General features: G+C 66.2%; 17 protein-coding genes. 7 read left to right on the forward strand and 10 right to left on the reverse strand.

Going from position 1 to position 17,791, the window contains the following annotated elements; translation table 11 throughout:
- Window positions 1-4: 4 nt before the first annotated feature.
- The gene (locus tag I3J27_RS21765; RefSeq protein WP_270160478.1) at window positions 5-1,357 is read right to left on the reverse strand and encodes an Nramp family divalent metal transporter; all 1,353 of its coding nucleotides are present in this window, start codon (window positions 1,355-1,357) and stop codon (window positions 5-7) included.
- Between the two features lie 167 nt (window positions 1,358-1,524).
- Between I3J27_RS21765 and I3J27_RS21770 the strand changes: the two genes are divergently transcribed.
- Window positions 1,525-2,769: an MFS transporter gene (locus tag I3J27_RS21770; RefSeq protein ID WP_270160479.1), complete on the forward strand. Its 1,245-nt coding sequence runs from the start codon at window positions 1,525-1,527 to the stop codon at window positions 2,767-2,769.
- Window positions 2,770-2,788: 19 nt separating this feature from the next.
- On the opposite strand, the gene I3J27_RS21775 is transcribed toward I3J27_RS21770, so the two are convergent.
- Window positions 2,789-4,048 (reverse strand): adenylate/guanylate cyclase domain-containing protein, encoded by a 1,260-nt coding sequence (locus I3J27_RS21775; protein WP_270160480.1) that lies wholly within the window; start codon window positions 4,046-4,048, stop codon window positions 2,789-2,791.
- 164 nt (window positions 4,049-4,212) lie between these two features.
- Between I3J27_RS21775 and I3J27_RS21780 the strand changes: the two genes are divergently transcribed.
- On the forward strand, window positions 4,213-5,370 hold the full coding sequence (locus I3J27_RS21780; protein WP_270160481.1) for an MFS transporter: 1,158 nt from the start codon (window positions 4,213-4,215) through the stop codon (window positions 5,368-5,370).
- Window positions 5,371-5,401: 31 nt separating this feature from the next.
- Window positions 5,402-5,593, forward strand: a complete 192-nt coding sequence (locus I3J27_RS21785; RefSeq protein ID WP_270160482.1) for a hypothetical protein — start codon at window positions 5,402-5,404, stop codon at window positions 5,591-5,593.
- Here I3J27_RS21785 and I3J27_RS21790 read toward each other — a convergent pair.
- The 3 genes from I3J27_RS21790 to dmeF form a co-directional block, all read right to left on the reverse strand.
- Window positions 5,590-6,468, reverse strand: a complete 879-nt coding sequence (locus I3J27_RS21790) for a DMT family transporter (protein WP_270160483.1) — start codon at window positions 6,466-6,468, stop codon at window positions 5,590-5,592. The two genes, I3J27_RS21785 and I3J27_RS21790, sit on opposite strands and share 4 nt — an antisense overlap.
- 83 nt (window positions 6,469-6,551) lie before the next feature.
- Complete coding sequence (locus I3J27_RS21795; protein ID WP_270160484.1) at window positions 6,552-7,379, reverse strand: N-acyl homoserine lactonase family protein; 828 nt, start codon at window positions 7,377-7,379, stop codon at window positions 6,552-6,554.
- A gap of 86 nt (window positions 7,380-7,465) precedes the next feature.
- Complete coding sequence (gene dmeF, locus I3J27_RS21800; RefSeq protein WP_270160485.1) at window positions 7,466-8,434, reverse strand: CDF family Co(II)/Ni(II) efflux transporter DmeF; 969 nt, start codon at window positions 8,432-8,434, stop codon at window positions 7,466-7,468.
- A gap of 194 nt (window positions 8,435-8,628) precedes the next feature.
- Here dmeF and I3J27_RS21805 point away from each other — a divergent pair, with 194 nt between their 5' ends.
- From I3J27_RS21805 to I3J27_RS21815, 3 genes are all read left to right on the forward strand, one after another.
- Window positions 8,629-9,447 carry a chromate resistance protein ChrB domain-containing protein gene (locus I3J27_RS21805; protein ID WP_270160486.1) on the forward strand — a complete coding sequence of 273 codons (819 nt, stop codon included), beginning with the start codon at window positions 8,629-8,631 and terminating at the stop codon, window positions 9,445-9,447.
- Window positions 9,447-10,832, forward strand: coding sequence for a chromate efflux transporter (gene chrA / locus I3J27_RS21810; RefSeq protein ID WP_270160487.1), 1,386 nt, complete (start codon window positions 9,447-9,449; stop codon window positions 10,830-10,832). Before I3J27_RS21805 ends, chrA begins: the two co-directional genes overlap by 1 nt.
- A gap of 258 nt (window positions 10,833-11,090) precedes the next feature.
- Window positions 11,091-11,582, forward strand: a complete 492-nt coding sequence (locus tag I3J27_RS21815) for a DUF1877 family protein (protein WP_270160488.1) — start codon at window positions 11,091-11,093, stop codon at window positions 11,580-11,582.
- Window positions 11,583-11,713: 131 nt separating this feature from the next.
- On the opposite strand, the gene I3J27_RS21820 is transcribed toward I3J27_RS21815, so the two are convergent.
- The 4 genes from I3J27_RS21820 to recO form a co-directional block, all read right to left on the reverse strand.
- Window positions 11,714-13,258, reverse strand: a complete 1,545-nt coding sequence (locus I3J27_RS21820; protein ID WP_270160489.1) for a GMC family oxidoreductase — start codon at window positions 13,256-13,258, stop codon at window positions 11,714-11,716.
- 269 nt (window positions 13,259-13,527) lie between these two features.
- Window positions 13,528-15,786: a DNA topoisomerase IV subunit A gene (gene parC / locus I3J27_RS21825; protein WP_270160490.1), complete on the reverse strand. Its 2,259-nt coding sequence runs from the start codon at window positions 15,784-15,786 to the stop codon at window positions 13,528-13,530.
- 61 nt (window positions 15,787-15,847) lie between these two features.
- Window positions 15,848-16,126, reverse strand: coding sequence for a hypothetical protein (locus I3J27_RS21830; protein WP_270160491.1), 279 nt, complete (start codon window positions 16,124-16,126; stop codon window positions 15,848-15,850).
- Window positions 16,127-16,227: 101 nt separating this feature from the next.
- Window positions 16,228-16,980, reverse strand: a complete 753-nt coding sequence (recO, locus tag I3J27_RS21835; protein WP_270160492.1) for a DNA repair protein RecO — start codon at window positions 16,978-16,980, stop codon at window positions 16,228-16,230.
- A 58-nt stretch (window positions 16,981-17,038) separates the two neighbouring features.
- On the opposite strand from recO, the gene I3J27_RS21840 reads away from it, so the two are divergent.
- The gene (locus tag I3J27_RS21840; protein ID WP_270160493.1) at window positions 17,039-17,353 is read left to right on the forward strand and encodes a hypothetical protein; all 315 of its coding nucleotides are present in this window, start codon (window positions 17,039-17,041) and stop codon (window positions 17,351-17,353) included.
- A 50-nt stretch (window positions 17,354-17,403) separates the two neighbouring features.
- Here I3J27_RS21840 and I3J27_RS21845 read toward each other — a convergent pair whose 3' ends face one another.
- A complete protein-coding gene (locus I3J27_RS21845) occupies window positions 17,404-17,784 on the reverse strand; it encodes a hypothetical protein (RefSeq protein WP_270160494.1) in 381 nt (126 codons plus the stop codon).
- Window positions 17,785-17,791: the final 7 nt, after the last annotated feature.

Genomic DNA, 17,791 nt, shown 5'->3' on the forward strand with positions numbered 1-17,791 from the left:
GTAATCACCCGAACAGCGTATCCGCCAGCAGCTTCACGTTCAAAACCACGATGATGCCCGCGACGATCCACGCGATCGCGGCGACGTAGGGCGGGATCGCGAATTTGCCCATCTTGCGGCGGTCGGAGACGAAGCGGACCAGCGGGATGACCGCGAACGGAAGCTGCATCGACAGCACGACCTGGCTGAACACCAGGAGATCGGCGGTGCCGCGCTCGCCATAGATCGCGGTCACGACGATCACCGGGATGATCGCGATGCCGCGCGTGAGCAGGCGGCGCGCCCAGCTCGGCAGGCGCAGGTCGAGAAAGCCTTCCATCACGATCTGGCCGGCGAGTGTCGCCGTCACCGTCGAGTTGAGACCAGAGGCGAGCAGCGCCACCGCGAACAGCGTCGAGGCGATGCCGAGGCCCAGCAAGGGCGAGAGCAGCTCGAAGGCCTGGCCAATCTCGGCGACATCGGAATGGCCGCTCTTGTGGAACGTTGCGGCGGCGACGACGAGGATCGCGGCGTTGATGAACAGCGCCAGCATCAGGGCGATGGTCGAGTCCGTCGTCGCCCATTTGATCGCCTCGCGCCGGCCCTCATCGTTGCGCTGATAGGCGCGCGTCTGCACGATCGACGAATGCAGATAGAGATTATGCGGCATCACGGTCGCACCGATGATGCCGATCGCGATGTAGAGCATCTCCGGATTGGTGAAGATCTCGGTCTTCGGCATGAAGCCGTGCAGGACCTCCGCCACCGGCGGGGCTGCAGCCGCGATCTGGACCACGAAGCAGACCGCGATCACCGCCAGCAGCGCGATGACGAAGGCTTCGAGGAAACGGAAGCCGCGGTTCATCAGGATCAGCAGCAGGAAGGCATCGAGCGCGGCAATCAGCGCGCCGCCGATCAGGGGAATGCCGAACAGCAGCTTGAGCGCGATCGCGGTGCCGATCACCTCGGCGAGATCGCAGGCGATGATGGCAGCTTCGCAGGCGAGCCAGAGCAGGAAGTTCACCGCCGGCGAATAGGTCGCGCGGCAGGCCTGCGCGAGGTCGCGGTCCGTGACGATGCCGAGCCGTGCCGCCATCGACTGGAGCAGGATCGCCATCAAGTTCGAGAGCAGGATGACCGAGAGCAGCGTGTAGCCGAACTTGGACCCGCCGGCGAGGTCGGTCGCCCAATTGCCGGGGTCCATGTAGCCGACGGAGACCAGATAGCCCGGGCCGACAAAGGCGAGCAGCCTCCGCCACCAGACCCCCGCGGCGGGGACGGCAACGGTGGAATTCACCTCGGCAAGGCTCTTGGTGACGGGCGCATCAGCGCGCCAGCCGGCGGCATCGGGGGTCAAATCAGGCGATCGGGCATCCATGAGATTGAGAATACCGAAGTTGAGGCTTATTGCAACTCATTTGCAACTGCATCTAGCCACATGGGTTCCCGGACGGCTCTTATTCATTGCCCTGTCGGGAAGCGGGTGGGTTTGGCTGTCCCCGGACGCGGATACTGGCGCCAACCAGACTTTGCAGGAAATGAGCCATGTCAAATTCCCCGCGCCTCCCCGACACCTTCAACCGCCTCGCCTGGTCCAACCTCGCGGCGCAGTCGGCCGAGCAGATCGCGCTCGCCGCAGCCCCCATCGTCGCAGTGCTGACGCTGGGCGTGGCGGAAGGCCAGACCGGCCTGCTCCAGACTGCCCTCACCTTGCCCTTCATCCTGTTCGCGATTCCGGCCGGCCTGCTCGCCGACCGCATCTCGCGCCGCGCGCTGATGGCGAGCGCCGAGGCGCTGCGGACCGTTGCTCTCGCAGCCATCGTGCTCCTGCTCGCGCTCGGCGCGCTCAATCTGCCGCTGCTGGCGCTGCTCGGCTTTGCCGCCGTGTGCGGCACCGTCGTCTATAGCGTGGCTGCGCCGGCGCTGGTGCCTTCGCTGGTGAGCGCGGAGCTGCTGCCGGCAGCCAATGCCCGCATCGAGCTCGCGCGCACCATCGCCTTCGCAAGCGGCCCCGCGCTTGGCGGCGCGCTGGTGGGATGGTGGGGTGCGAGCCCGGCCTTCGGCTTTGCCGCCGCGCTCTCGGCCGTCGCGGTCGTGCTGCTCTCCGGCATCTACGAGCCTTCGCGTGCGCCCTCGCCGCGCCGGCATCCGTTCCAGGACATCCGCGAGGGCGCAGCCTTCGTGTTTCACCATCCGCTGCTGCGGCCGGTGTTCATCACCCAGTTCATCTTCAACACCGGATGGTTTTTGCAAATCGCTGTGTTCGTGCCCTACGCCGTGCGCCATCTCGGCCTGACGGCCGTCGGCGTCGGCACCGTGCTGACGATGTACGGCGTCGGCATGGTGATCGGCGCGCTGTTCGCCACGCGGGTGATGCAGCGCATCGCCTTCGGCACGGTGGTCGGCCTCGGCCCGGTCACCGGCTTCGTCGCCGCTGTCGTGATGGCGCTGACGGTGCTGGTCCCCTCGCCCTGGCTCGCGGGCTTGAGCTTCTTCCTGCTCGGCGTCGGGCCGATCCTGTGGGTGATCTCCACCACGACCTTGCGCCAGTCGGTGACGCCGCCGCGCCTCCTGGGGCGCGTCTCCGCCATCAACATCGTGAGCTACGGCGCCCGCCCGGTCGGTTCGGCGCTGGGGGCGATCGTCGGCGGCTTCTGGAGCGCGGAAGCGTGCCTGTATCTCGCCGCTGCGGTGTTCGGCGTGCAGGCCCTGGTGATCTGGTTGTCACCGGCGGTGGCGCTGGACCGGCAGCCGGCGATGGTGGAGGATGGCGTGGCGGCGCGGTGTTAGCCACACCGTCATTGCAAACTCAATTCGCCAGATACCGCTCGTAGCTGCCCGTCACCGGCTCGCTGGCATCGACCTCGGGATCGAGCGTGTAGAGGTCCTGTGCGCGGCCGATGCCGCGCAGCGCGTAGCGGCCGGTCGAGACGAGGTAGCGGCGGCCGGCGGCGTCGAGGCCCTTGTAGAATTCCGCCGACGCCAGCAGCTCGCGGTCGACCGAGCGGCTCATCGAGGCGATCCGGCTGACCTCGTTGACGGTCGGGCCGACCACCGTGAAGTCGAGTCGGTCCTGGCTGCCGATATTGCCGTAAAAGACCTCGCCGACATGCAGACCGATATAGGCCGATGTGGTGGGACGGCCATCGGCCTCCCGCCGCACATTCAGCGCCGTAACGTTCTTGCGGAACAAATGCTCGGCACGCAGCGCGGCGCGGCGCGCATCGGCCATGTCCTCTCCGGTGAACATCGCGAGCACGCCGTCGCCGATCAGCTTCAGCACGTCGCCGCCGGCCTCGTGGATCGCGTCGATCACGGCCTGCGCATAATCGTTGAGGAACGGGATGATCTCGTCGGGCCCGATGCTCTCGCTGATCCCGGTCGAGCCGCGCAGATCCGAATACCACAGCACGGCGTTGATGCGCTCGGTGACGCCGCGCGAGATGCGCCCGCGCAGCACCTGCTCGGAGGCATCGCGGCCGAGATAGACCCGGCCGAGCGTGCGCGCGATGTCGACCTGCTGCGCCGATTTGATCGCGAGCCCCAGCACCGGCACGAGATCGCGCAGCGCCTCCAGCCCGTCTTCGCCAAAGCCTTCATCGCGCCGCGTGGTCCAGCAGGAATATAGGCAGTCCATCAGGCCGAGCGCGCCGTTCTCGCCGAAGCGATGCACGAAGGCGAGGTAGTGCCTGTGCCCCTTCTCGGCGAGCTCGCCGATCTGCGAGAAATCCATCGACGGCGCGTCGGCGAGATCGATCACCATCTCGTCGTGGCCGTGCTCGAGCATGTGGAAGAAGGTCGAGCGGCGCCAGCTCTTGGCGGCATCGCCCTCGGCGGTCGAGCCGTATTCGAACGCGTCGCTCTCGTTGCTGGGCCGGTCGCTCCAACGAAAGCCGCGGCCCTCATAGATCGGATGCAGCGTGTCGATCACGACGAGGCCGCGCGAGAGTTCCAGCCCTTCGGCGCGGCAGCGCTCGCAGAACCCGCGGAGCAGTTCGTTTTCGGGCAGGCCCGTGAGCCCCTGGCCGGTCAGCCAGTTCATCAGCGCAAGGCGCGAGGTCAATTGCATGCGCCATTATGGCGTGCATTCGTGACGAACGAAAGGCCGCGCGCGGACGCTGCGGCGGAGACGTCCGCCTACGGCAGGTCGCATATGCCGCAGGCGCTGTTGACGCGCTCTCGCCCCAAGCTGCAAATGCAGGAAATGACGCAGCCGACCAGAACCACAGGGATATGAGTCAGCGCCAGCTTCCGATCATCCTGGCGCTCGGCACCACTCAGACCCTGGCCTGGGCGTCCAGCTACTATCTGCCGGCGCTGCTCGCCGATCCCATGGCGCACGACCTCGGCATCTCCTCCAACTGGATCTTCGGCGCCTTCTCGGCCTCGCTGGTGATCTCGGCGATGCTCGGCCCGCGCATCGGGCGGCAGATCGATCTGGTCGGCGGCCGGCAGGTGCTGTCGGCGTCGAACCTGACGATGGCCGCCGGCCTCGTCCTGCTCGGCTTCTCCCACTCCGTCCCGGTGATGGCGGTTGCCTGGCTCGTCCTCGGCATCGGCATGGCGATGGGGCTCTATGACGCCGCCTTCGCCGCACTGGGCCGCATCTACGGCACCGAGGCGCGCAGGCCCATCACCGGCATCACGCTGATGGCGGGCTTTGCCTCGACCATCGGCTGGCCGCTCACGGCCTGGGGCCTGTCGCATATCGGCTGGCGAGAGACCTGCTTTGCCTGGGCGGCCGCCAATCTCCTGATCGGCCTGCCCCTCAACTTCTTCATGTTGCCAGCGATCAAGGGCGCGAAGCAGGCCGCGGCGACAGCCGAAAAGCCGCATGTGCCGCTCGACCGCACGATGGTGCTGCTCGCCTTTGTCTTCGCGGCGGTCTGGACCGTCACCGGCGCCATGGCGGTGCATTTTCCGCGCCTGCTGGAGACAATGGGCGCGACGCATGTCGAGGCGATCGCGGCCGGCGCGCTGATCGGGCCGGCGCAGGTGGCCGCGCGCATGGTCGAAGCGGGCTTTCTGAGTCGCTTCCATCCTCTGTGGTCGACGCGCCTTGCCTGCGTCACCCATCCGCTCGGCGCCGCCGTCGTCGCCGTCTTCGGTGCTCCCGCCGCAAGCGCATTCGCGCTGCTCTACGGTTCGGGCAACGGCATTTTGACGATCGCGCGCGGCACGCTGCCGTTGTCGATCTTCGGCCCGAAGGACTTTGGCTATCGCCTTGGCATCATCGGTGCACCGGCGCGGATGGCGCAGGCGGTGGCGCCCTTGACCTTCGGCCTGCTGATCGACGTCATGGGCGCCAAGGTGTTGATCGTCTCGTCCGCGCTCAGCCTTGCGGCGCTGGCCGCGCTGTTCCTGATCCGCGCCGGGCGGCGGCCGGATTGACCGTGCCGGAGCTTTCGCGCACAAGCGGGCCATGACCAACGACAACAGCCCGCCCCGCACGTTCAAAGGCCTCTTGCGTTGGGCGACCACGCCGCCGCAGGCCTGGGGTGTCTATCTCCTCGCCATCATCCTGGTCTGGCTGGTCTCGTTCTACGCCGGCACACTGAAGTCGAAGAAGACGCCCGAAGGCGGCGCACCGACGGTCACCGCGCCGCGCAGCTAACCCTTCTGCGCCTCGCTGGTCGCGATCCAGATGCCGGCGAACACGGCAATCAGCCCGACCAGAAGATTTGGCGTGATCGGCTCGCCGATCAGCAGCGCCGCCAGCAACGTCGCCGCGACCGGATTGACCGTCATCGTATTGGCGACGCGGGTCGGCGTCGCGCGCGCCAGCGCCATGACCCAGAGGATGAAGGCGAGCGCGCCGCCACCAACGCCTAAATAGACGCCCGCAACCCACTGTCCCGCCGTGAAGTGATCGAGCGCCGCAAAGCTGCCCTTCACCAGACCCGCCAGCACCAGCACGACGGCACCTGCGCCCATGCCGACCGTGAGAAAGCCGAGCGCACTGGAGCGCTGCATCAGCGGGCGCGACAGCACGTTGTAAAATGCCATGCAGAACACGGCACCGGTCATGATCAACTCGCCGCGCCAGGCGCCCGGCGGGCTCTGCGCGAGCCCTGCGGCCAGCGCCGCCGCCACGCCGAGCACTGCGATGCCGACGCCGGCGATCTTGCGTGCGGTCAGTCGCTCGACGCCAAGGATCGCGCCGACCACCATCGTGTGGAGCGGCAACGTCGCCAGCGCAAGGCTGGCGCGAGCGGCGGTCGTATAGGACACCGCGATGTTGTAGAGGATGAAGAACAGGCCGAAGAAGCAGACGCCGAGCAGCACAACGGCCGGCCAGTCGGACCGCTGCGGCCAGCGCACGCCGAGCATCAGCGCGCACGGCAGCAGGCAGAGAAACCCGATCCCCCAGCGCAGGATCGCGAGCAAAATCGGATCGGCGCCGCCGACGAGATAGCGGGTGATCGCCGCAGCGGTGCCGCCGAGGCTGCTCGACACCAGCGCGATCGCGACCCCGGCCCACTCCCCCACGATCGTCTCCTGTTGCGGAGCCTTTCGCGGGCCCTAGCACGCGGCTGCTGCCACCATCATGGCAGCAGCATCGACGCGACGCCCTAGTCGTAAAACTCCGGCGCCATCTTCTGGCCGTCGCGCTGGGCCTTGTCGTGATTGATCCAGAGCTGCGCCTTCTCCTTGCCGAGCGTGTCGGCGATCTTCTGCATCGAGGCCGCGCTCATTTCCTTGTTGGCGTTCATGCTGGGGACACGGCGATTGTCCCAATTGTCCTTGAAGTGCACGGCGTCGCCGGACAGCACCACCGCGCCGGTCTTCGGCAGCTTCACCAGCAGCGACTGGTGCCCCGGCGTATGGCCGGGCGTCGACAGGATGGTCACGCTGCCGTCGCCGAACACGTCCTTGTCGCCCGTGAGCAGCTCGACCGGGTGCGAGGGCTTGAAGCGCGGCTCGTTGTTGGCGCCGGGCCAGTCATATTCGGCCTTCTGCACGTAAAGCATGGCCTGCGGGAACAGCTCGACATTGCCGGTGTGATCGGGGTGCGTGTGCGACACCGCCATCGCCGTGACGTCGTCGGGCTTGAGGCCGAGCTGCTCGAGCTGGCCGGCAAGCGTCTTCGGCCGCCGCCAGGTCACGGCCTTGGGGTCGGCCGGCGCAAGGCCATTCGGCATCGCGGCAACGGAATCGGCGATGCCGGTGTCCCACAGGAACCAGCCCTTGCTGTGCTTGATGAGATAGCAGCTGTCGACGAAGTCCATCGTCTTGCCTTCGTTCAGGCCGGGGGTCCAGCGCGAGATGTCGCCGGCGGTGCCCTCCCCGCAATTGAGGACGTAGAGTTTTTCGACGCCTGATTTTTCGGACTGCGCAACGGCCACCGGACCGGACAGAGCGAGCGTGACGATGGCGAGCGCGAGCTTGATCCTCGGCATTGGTTCCTCCTTGGCAGCGCGTTGCGCGGGCTGCGACCGAGGATCAACCCCGGCCGCGCCGCTGAATTCCACGTCCGTCGATCACGTCAATGCGGGCAGGTCTCGACCTCGACCGTGACGTGGCTCAGCCCCTTCAGCCCCGCAAGCCGCCGCTTGTAGGCGGCCGGCTGCTGGGGCGTATCGGAGACCACCGAGAGCAGTACGGCGCAATGGCCGGGGCCAACCTGCCACAGATGCAGATCGGTGACGCGGTCGTCGTCGACCTCCATGCGCGCGCGGATCACCCGCTCGAGCTTCTCGTCGGCGCGCACATCGAGCAGCACCGCGCCTGACGTCTTGACCAGGCCGAACGCCCAGCTCGCGATCACGGCGCTGCCGATCAGGCCGACCGCCGGATCGGCCCAGACCCAGCCCGAATTCATCGCCACCAGCAGTGCGCCGATCGCCAGCACGGAGGTTGCAGCATCGGCCATCACATGCACATAGGCCGCGCGAAGGTTGTTGTCGTGATGATGGTGGTGATGATGATCGTGGTCGTGGTCATGATCGTCGTGCGCATGGCTGTGGCCGTGATCGTGCCCGTGAAGATGGTGATCGTGGCTGTCGCGCAGCAGCCACGCGCTGGCGAGGTTGACGCAGAGGCCAAGGGCTGCGACCGCAATCGCCTCGCCATAGACGATCGGCACCGGCGTGATCAGCCGCAGCACGCTCTCATAGGCGATCTCGACCGCGATCAGGCCCAGAATGATCGCGCTGGAGAAAGCGGCGAGATCGCCGAACTTGCCGGTGCCGAAGGTGAAATGCGCATTCCCGAGGTGCCGGCGCGCAAAACGGTAGGCGAAGGCGGCAATGCCGAGCGCCGCCGCATGCGTGCCCATGTGCCAGCCGTCGGCCAGCAGCGCCATCGAGCCGAACAGCGAACCGGCGACGATTTCGCCGACCATCATGACCAGCGTCAGGACGACCACGAACCAGGTGCGCCGCTCGTTCTCGTCGTGCTTGTCGCCGAGGAAGGCGTGATCGTGGGTCCACTGGTCAAGGGAGTGGGAATGCATCGAATTTCTCCGGAATCTCACGTCGGTCAGCAATATAGACCGGGCGGCGAAAACTTTCTAAGCCCCAATCGCCCGACGGATTGACAGTTCCGCCTGGTTTCGCTGTAATCAGCGCCATGGGGATTTGAGCGATCTCCCCACGAGGCGACATGCCCAAGTATCGCGTCCCGTTCGGTTATTGCGAGGACGCAATCATGTCTACTTTCACGACGATATCCAATGACAAGCTGGCACGGCTGATCGGCACGGCGAACGGCCCTGCCCTGATCGATGTGCGCACCGAGGAGGATTTTGCCGCCGACCGGCGGTTGATCCCCGGCTCGATCAAGCTCAGCCACGACAACGTGACGGACTGGGGCGGCGATTTCGCCGGCCGCCGGGCCGTCGTCTTGTGCTTCCGCGGCGAGAAGCTCGCGCAGGGCACGGCGGCCTGGCTCCGCCAGCTCGGCGTCGAGGCCGAGACGCTGGAGGGCGGCTTCGAGGGCTGGAAGGCGGCCAAGCTGCCGCTGGTCGACGCCCGCAAGCTGCCGCCGCGCGACGCCAAGGGACGCACCGTCTGGGTCACGCGGGCGCGGCCGAAGGTCGACCGCATCGCCTGCCCCTGGCTGATCCGCCGCTTCGTCGATCCCAACGCGGTGTTCCTGTATGTGGCGCCATCCGAGGTGGTCGCGGTCGGCGAGCGGTTCAATGCCGCACCGTTCGACATCGAGAACGTGTTCTGGAGCCACCGCGGCGAGCTCTGCACCTTCGACGTGATGATCGAGGAGTTCGGCATTGCCACGCCGCCGCTGCTCCGGCTCGCGACGCTGGTGCGCGGCGCCGACACCGCGCGGCCCGACCTCGCGCCGGAGGCCCCCGGCCTGCTCGCAGCGTCGCTCGGGCTGTCGCGCATGTATGACGACGACCTCGCGCAGCTCGAGGCCGGCATGACGCTCTACGACGCCTTCTACCGCTGGTGCCGCGACGCCACCGGCGAAACCCACAACTGGCCGACCAACAAGGTGAAGGCGTAATGGACACCCGGAATGTTCAAGCAGGAGCTGATGCCGGTCACGGCATCAGCTTCGGCGAAGCCTTTCGCGTCTGGCTCCGCGTCGCCTGCTTGAGCTTTGGCGGGCCCGCGGGCCAGATCGCGGTGATGCACCGCATCCTGGTCGAGGAGAAGAGGTGGATCTCCGAAGGCCGTTTCCTGCATGCGCTGAACTATTGCATGCTGCTGCCGGGGCCGGAGGCGCAGCAGCTCGCGACCTATGTGGGCTGGCTGATGCATCGCACCGCCGGCGGGCTGATGGCGGGCGGGCTGTTCGTCCTGCCCGGCATCATCGCCATCATGGGCCTGAGCTACATCTACGCGGCTTTCGGCAATGTCAGCTTCGTCGAGGCGCTGTTCTTCGGCCTCAAGGCCGCCGTGCTCGCCATCGTGGTCGAGGCCGTGGTCCGCGTCGGCAAGCGCGCGCTGAAGAATCGCATCATGATCGCGCTCGCCGCCATCGCCTTCGTCGCGATCTTCTTCTTCGCGGTTCCCTTCCCAATCATCATCATCGCCGCCGGCATCATCGGTTATGCTGGCGCGCGCAGCGGCCGTCCGGAATTCGCGCCAGCCGGCCACGGCGATGGCGGCAGCACCGCCGCGATCGACAGCATGCTGGGCGAAGCCGTGCCCGAGCATGTCCGCCCGAACACCGCCCGCGCGATCCGCGTCGGCGCGCTGTGGCTCGCGCTCTGGCTGGTGCCCGTGAGCGCGCTGCTCCTGATCCTCGGCCAGGCCAGCGTGTTCAGCCAGATCGCGCTGTTCTTCTCGAAGATGGCGCTGGTCACCTTCGGCGGCGCCTATGCCGTGCTGGCTTATGTCGCCCAGCAGGCGGTCGAGCATTATCACTGGCTGAAGCCGCACGAGATGCTCGACGGCCTCGGCATGGCCGAGACCACCCCGGGCCCGCTGATCATGGTGCTGCAGTTCGTGGGCTTCATGGCTGCCTACCGCGACCCGAGCGGCCTGTCGCCCATGCTGGCGGCCACGCTGGGCGGACTGCTCGCGACCTGGGTCACCTTCACGCCATGCTTCCTCTGGATCTTCGTCGGCGCCCCCTATATCGAGCGCCTGCGCGGCAACACGGGCCTCGCCGGCGCGCTCAGCGCGATCACTGCCGCCGTCGTCGGCGTGATCCTCAACCTCTCGATCTGGTTCGCGCTGCACACGCTGTTCCGCGAGACCGTGCCGGTGCATGCGTTTCCGCTGAACTTCGACATGCCGGTGCTGACCAGCGTCGATATCCCCGCGCTGCTGCTGTCGATCGCCGCCGCCACCGCGATCTTCCGCTTCAAGCTGGGGATGCTGACAGTGCTGGCGGGAAGCTGCGCGGCGGGCGTGGCGCTGCGGATGGCGGGAGTGATTTAGGGCGTGCACTCACGGTTCGTCGCATTCCGTTTGCCATCGGGATGGCGACGTTGATGCCGACGGCCGCTGCATGGCGACCTTGGCCTGGAGCGGAAGCGGTAGATAGGTCCTTTAGATGGTGAGAACTTGCCTTGGGGCCATGAGGCTGCCGGGGCCACGACGTCGATTTGAAGTGCGTAGGATTGGTTGAGCCCTTGCGAAACCCATCTGCCCTGTTAGCGGAGCTGCGGGCTTGATATTTATGACGGGAGGATCGGCATGGCATGCCGCGGGGTATTTTTTGCAATCACCCCGGGGCAGGCGAATGCGCTGCTCGCTGCAGATGACGACGACAGCATCATGGCGCTTATCGAGGCTATCGAGGAAACGTGGGACGAGGACAATCTGGCCGAATGCGACAAGGCTTGGGATGCGATGCATCGCTGCCTCACAGATGGTCGGCTAGAATATGGGAAGGGCGCCGATCCGCTCAATCATTGCATTCTCGGGCCGCGACAACTCCATCAGGGCGAGGCCTACATCGTTTCGCTGACATCAGACGAAAAGGTCCGGGAGGTGGCTGCCGCGCTTAAGGACGTCACTGAGGAGTGGTTTCGGCAGCAGTACCGTACGATTGTTCCAAAGGACTATGCGCCCGAGTATGGCGAACAAGACCTGGCTTATACCTGGGATTGGTTCAAGGGCGTGCGGGAGCTCTACGCGAAGGCTGCGGATCGCGGCCGTGCGGTTGTTTTCACCGTGGATCAGTAAAAGGAAGATCCAGCGAATTTTCCATCGATCGATTTCGCGCGCCTCTACTCCGAGACGGCGTGATTGAGAAGAGAGGCCGCGGCGTACTGGATGCCCCGGTCGAGCCGGGGCATGACACCGTCCTTGTCGCGCTATCGCATCATCATCCGCGCGATCGCTTCCCCGATCACCACCGTCGTGAAATGCGTGTTGGCGCGGCAATCGGACGGCATGATCGAGGCGTCGGCGACGCGCAAGCCGGAGATACCCTTCACGGTGCCATCGGGATTGACCACGCCATCGGCGTCATTGACGCCACTCATGCGGCAGCTCCCGGCGGCATGCTGGATGTCGCCGGTCTCACGCCGCAGCACCGCGTCGAGCTCGTGATCCGGCAATGCTGCCGCCTTCGGCAACGTCAGGTCGGTGTCGGCAAGCCTGATCCAATCGGCAATGCCTGAAAGCGCCGGCTGGGAGGTGATTACGGCGAGCCACTTCACCGCATCCATCATGCGCAGCATGTCGCGGGGATCGGCCAGCATGTTCTCCTCGACGACGGGATCGATCGCGGGATCGGCCGAGGCCAATTTGAGCGTTCCACGCGAATACGCGTTGAACAGCCCGGCACCGATGGCCCCGGGCGCGCCGATGCCGCGGTGATTGAAGGCGATCAGAATCATGTCGCGCTTGCCGCCGTCGGCGAGGCCGGACGAATAGGTCACGCAGCAATTGGTGTGACGGGTGTCGGGATCGGTCGGCCGCAGATCTTCGTGAAGCTGGATCGTGGCGCGAAACAGCGGATGGTCGAAGAAGTGGCGCCCCACAGGTAGATCGCGCTGGACCGCGATCCCCATCGCCTTCAACTCATCCGCAGGTCCAATGCCCGAGCGCAGCAGGATCGCCGGGCTGTGGATGGCGCCGGCGCACAGCACGATCTGACGCGCGCTGATCTCGTGGGTGCCCTGCCCTTCGATGTGAACACGAAGGCCGGTCGCCCTTCCGTCGCTGATCAGCACGCGATCGACCAGCGCACGCCCGCGAATTTCCAGATTGGCGCGGCCGCGCGCGGGCTCCAGATAGCCCTCATTGGTGGTGATGCGGCGGCTGTCGCGGCTGTTGATGGGATAGCAGGCGACGCCCTCGCCGTCCGCGCCGTTGACGTCGGCACACCAGGGATAGCCGCTCGCCAGCGCGGCATCGCGCAAGCCCCGATCGATCGGGCCCCATTTCTCCGGCGGTGCGCGATAGACCGGCAACGGCCCGCCGCGGCCGTGGCCGTCAGCGTCGCCGAATTCCAGATCGTCCTCGATTATCGAGAACAGCGGCATCACCTCCCTGGCCGACCAGCCGGTGCAGCCGGTGGCGGCCCACTCGTCGAAGGCATCCGCAACGCCGCGGATCGCGATCTGGCCGTTCATCATCGACGATCCGCCGAGCCCCTTGCCGCGCCAGTAAAAGCGCGGCTCCTGCCCCGCCACCCGGCGCGTCAGAAGATCAGGCCATTGCCATTTCTCCTGATACTCGCGCTTGTGGATGATCGGGATCGGGTTCGGCGTCCTCACTTCCCAGGGCGCCTCATCGGCGCGCCAGTCGAGACCGGCTTCGAGCAGCAGCACGCGGCGTGCGGGATCCTCGGAGAGCCTTGCGGCCACAGCGGCGCCGGCGGAGCCGCCGCCGACAACAATGACATCGTACATCGCGTTATTTCTCGACCTTCAAGAAACCCGGGATGTCGGATGATATCAGTAGGAAGTCATTTGGACAGTGGCGCTTTCGCCGCGCGTCATGACGAGGGGGACATAGGTGCGCGCTCAATCGCGCTGTCATCGCCCGGCTCGACCGGGCGATCCAGTACTCCGAGACAGCTGTGGTTGAATCGATAGGTCGCGGCGTACTGGATGCCCCGCCCCCGTGCGCAATTGCGCACTAGGCGGGGCATGACACCAATGTTGCGGCAGTCGCGCCCCTACCCGATCACCCGGCCGAACTTGTTCGACTTCGGGAAACCCTTCGGCGGCAGGCGGCCGGCGTCGGCGCGGGTGCCTTGCCACTCCGCGAGCTCCTTCATGGTCGCGGAGAATTCGCGGCCCGCGGAGTCCCGCCAGGTCAGGCCCGCCTTGGCCTCGAACACGGCAATGTCCGAGAGGCCGCCGTCCTTGTACTTCTGGAGGCGGACGCCGCGGCCGCGGGCCATCTCCGGCACCTGGTCGAGCGGGAAGACCAGCATCTTGCGGTTCTCGCCGATGACTGCGACGGTGTCGCCTGTAACCTCGGTGATCGCGCGCGCCTCGTTGGGCATGTCGACGTTGAGGACCTGCTTGCCCTTCTTGGTGGTGCCGACGCAATCGTCCTCGTTGACGACAAAGCCCTGGCCCTCGTGGCTCGCGACCAGGAATTTGCGTCCGCCCTTGTTGACGAACAGCGCGACGGGCGCGGCCTCCTGCTCGAGATCGATGAACAGGCGGATCGGCTCGCCGTGGCCGCGGCCGCCCGGCAGTTTTGCGACATCGAGCGAGTAGAATTTGCCGTTGGTGGCAAACAGCAGCAGCTTCGACGTCGTTTCCGCGAAGAACGCAAAACCGAGCTTGTCGTCCTGCTTGAAGGCGAGGCCCGAGAGATCCTCGACATGGCCCTTCATGGTGCGGATCCAGCCCTTGTCGGAGACCACGACCGTCACCGGCTCGCGCTCGACGAGAGCTTCCTCCATCGCGGCGAGATCGTGCTCGGGCGCGTCGGCAAAGGTGGTGCGGCGCTTGCCGAGCGGCGTCTTCGGTCCGAACATGTCGCGGACCTTGCCGACCTGCTCGCCGACCTTCTTCCACTGCTCGGGCTCCGAGGCGAGCACCGCGTTGATGCCCTTGAGCTCGGCACGGAGGTTCTTGTCCTCGGTGCGGATCTCCATTTCCTCGAGCTTGCGCAAGCTCCGGAGACGCATGTTGAGGATGGCTTCAGCCTGCACCTCGGTGAGCTTGAACTCCTTCATCAACGCCGGCTTCGGCTCGTCCTCGTTGCGAATGATCCTGATCACCTCGTCGATGTTCAGATAGGCGATCAGGAAGCCGCCGAGGACTTCCAGCCGGTGCTCGATCTGCGCCTTGCGGTAGTTGCTCCGGCGGATCAGGACGTCGCGCAGATGGTCGAGCCATTCGCGCAGGCACTCCGCCAGCCCCACCACCTTGGGGATGCGGCCCTTGATCAGCACGTTGAGGTTCAGCGGAATCTTGTTCTCGAGCTCGGTCAGCCGGAACAGCGATTCCATCATCAGCGCGGGATCGACGTTCTTCGATTTCGGCTCGATCACGATGCGGACGTCTTCGGCCGACTCGTCCCTGATGTCGCCGACCAGCGGCAGCTTCTTCTGGTCCAGCAGCTCGGCGACCTTCTCGATCAGACGCGACTTCTGCACCAGGAAGGGGATCTCGGTGACGACCACGACCCAGGCGCCTCGCGCGCCCTCCTCCTGCTCCCACCTGGCGCGGACGCGGAATGAGCCGCGACCGGTGGTGTAGGCTTCGGCGATCGCCTGCTTGGAATCGACGCAGATGCCCCCGGTCGGGAAATCCGGACCCTTCACCCACTTCAGCAGCGCCCTGGATTTGGCGTCGGGCTTCTCGATCAGATGCAGCGCGGCGTCGCAGAGCTCGGCGGCGTTGTGCGGCGGGATCGAGGTCGCCATGCCGACCGCGATGCCCTGCGCACCGTTGGCGAGCAGGTTCGGAAAGCCGCCGGGCAGCACGACCGGCTCCTTCGACTGGCCGTCGTAGTTCGGACGGAATTCGACCCCGTCCTCGTCGATGCCCTCCAGCAGAAGCCGCGCGACGTCGGTCATGCGCGCTTCGGTGTAGCGGTAGGCGGCGGGGTTATCGCCGTCGATATTGCCGAAATTGCCCTGGCCGTCGACCAGCGGATAGCGCGAGGAGAAATCCTGCGCGAGGCGGACCATGGCGTCGTAGATGGCCTGGTCGCCGTGCGGATGGAACGAGCCCATCACGTCGCCGACGATCTTGGCGGATTTCTTGAAGGCCGTGCCGGGATCGAGCCGGAGCAGGCGCATGCCGTACAGGATGCGCCGGTGCACCGGCTTCAGGCCGTCGCGCGCGTCGGGCAGCGCGCGGTGCATGATGGTGGAGAGCGCATAGGCAAGATAGCGCTCTTCCAGCGCCTCACGCAGCGGCACATCGTGAATTTCGGCCGGTTCTTCCGGCGGAACGATTCGTTTTCCCATGCCGCCCGGTTAAACCGTGGAAGCGAATCGGGCAAGGATGGATTGGTTCCCTGTGGGCGGCCTACTGGCCTGCCCAACCGGCCGTCACGGTCTGCGGGGTCTTGGTCTGTGCGGTGACCGGCGCAGTGGTCAGGCAACGCCGGGCCGCCTCGATCTCGGCCTCCGTCGCACCCTTTGACCTCGCCCATGTCTCTGCGGCCGCAGCAGAATATTTCGCCACATAGTATCGGACGACGGTGCACGATGCCCGGCGAAACACGCCCGGCTGCGGCTCACCGGCCATGGCATCAGGCGCGAACGCGAGCAGCGCCGCGGATAAGGCGAATCCCCTGATCAACATTTAGGCTGTCCCCGTTGTGGAACCAGCAGGGCCAATTCGCCCAATCCCGATTTCGTTCCGGGGAACTCCATGTCCCTGGGCAAGGCAGAGGCGCGATCAGCTCATGGCGCGGGAATCGCGGCGCGCGCCTGCTGCCGCGTCAGCGCGTTGATGAAGCCGGCGCGCGCGTCGGAATGGCCCTGCCCGCGCGGCTCCAGCACGTGTCGCAGCAGGAACAGGCCGGTCAGCCGAAAGCCGTCCTGGAGATCCTGCTCGGTGACCTCGCGCGCGGCTTCGCCGTGGCGCAGGAACGGCGGCAGCCGCAACAGGCGATCGCACCACGGCTCGCCCGCGCCGCGCGAGACCGCGCCGCCGGATTTCGGCGAGACATAGATCAGCTCCGTGGTCTCCCCGGTCACCGCGCAGTTTTCCAGCGCGAGCCCAAATCCGAGCTCGGCAAGCATCGCCAGCTCGAAATGGATGACGTGCACGGCGGCGCTGCCGATGTCGTCGAAATCATCGAGCGAATGCTCGAGCCGCGCAAAAATGTCCCCGTGCGGATCGCGCTCGGGAAGCAGCCGCGCGATCGAGGCCAGATGGGTGACGCCGTAGACGCCATGGGAGGATCCCAGCAGGGTCGCCGCGCGCAGCTTCAAGCCCTCGATGGCATAGGTACCGAGGTGCTCGTCGAGCCGCGCCCGCCACACCGCGCTGACGCTGTTGCCGGGTTGCAGCAGCGGCCGCATCCGCGAACCGGCGCCACCGCGCACGAGGCCGAGATGCCGGCCATGCGCACGCGTCAAGAGCTCGACGATGGCGCTGCTCTCGCCATGCCGCCGCACGCCCAGCACGATGCCTTCGTCGGTCCATTCCATCTGCTAGATATAGCGCTATATGTCCCGACGCAGAAGATCAGACACGCCGGGGATCACGATGGACATCATTGCCGGTTTTATCGTCTCAGTTCTCGAACTGGTGGTCTGGCTGCTCTGGTGGGTCGTCTTCGACGCCTTGCCGACCATTTTCTATTTCACGGCGCTGGCTTTGCTGTTCGCCGTCACCTTCGGCAAGGTCACCGTCGAAGTCCCCAAAGGCATGACCGGGATCGGCTGGACCGGCTTCCTGCAGATCACGCGTTGCGGCGAAGGCCGGGTGATCCTGTCCCCGGCGCTCGGCGTCATCGTCGGGTTTGTCGTTTGGACCATCATCGTGAGCGGGGTGATCATTGCTCACGCCTATCAGACGTAGGGCGGATTAGCCGAAGGCGTAATCCGCCGCATTGTCCACCGCGCAAGACCTCACGCGTTGAACCAGCCCTGGGCATCGCCGCTGAAGGAGAAATACAGGCCCAGCGTCGTCAGCACGCAGGAGACGATCTCGATGGCGCTGTCGAGCTCCATGCCCTTCTCGCCGATGATCTGGCCGAGCGAAATCACCGACAGCACGAGGGCTGCCGCCAGCACCCAGCGCGGCCAGTTCTTGCGCCAGTGCGCGGCCAGCCAGACGAAATAGACCAGCAGCAGGATCATGCCGCCGGCGAGCAAGGTCGCCGTCATGATCATTTGCTCGGTCATCTCGGCAGTGGGCGTGCGGTCCTGCACCGCGACCGACAGGGCATCCAGCATCAGTGACGCATAGAGCAGCGCTTCGAAGCGCCGGACGTTGCTGGGTACGCTCATCGGTGAC

This window comes from Bradyrhizobium xenonodulans (genome assembly GCF_027594865.1).
In the GTDB taxonomy this organism is placed as follows: domain Bacteria; phylum Pseudomonadota; class Alphaproteobacteria; order Rhizobiales; family Xanthobacteraceae; genus Bradyrhizobium; species Bradyrhizobium xenonodulans.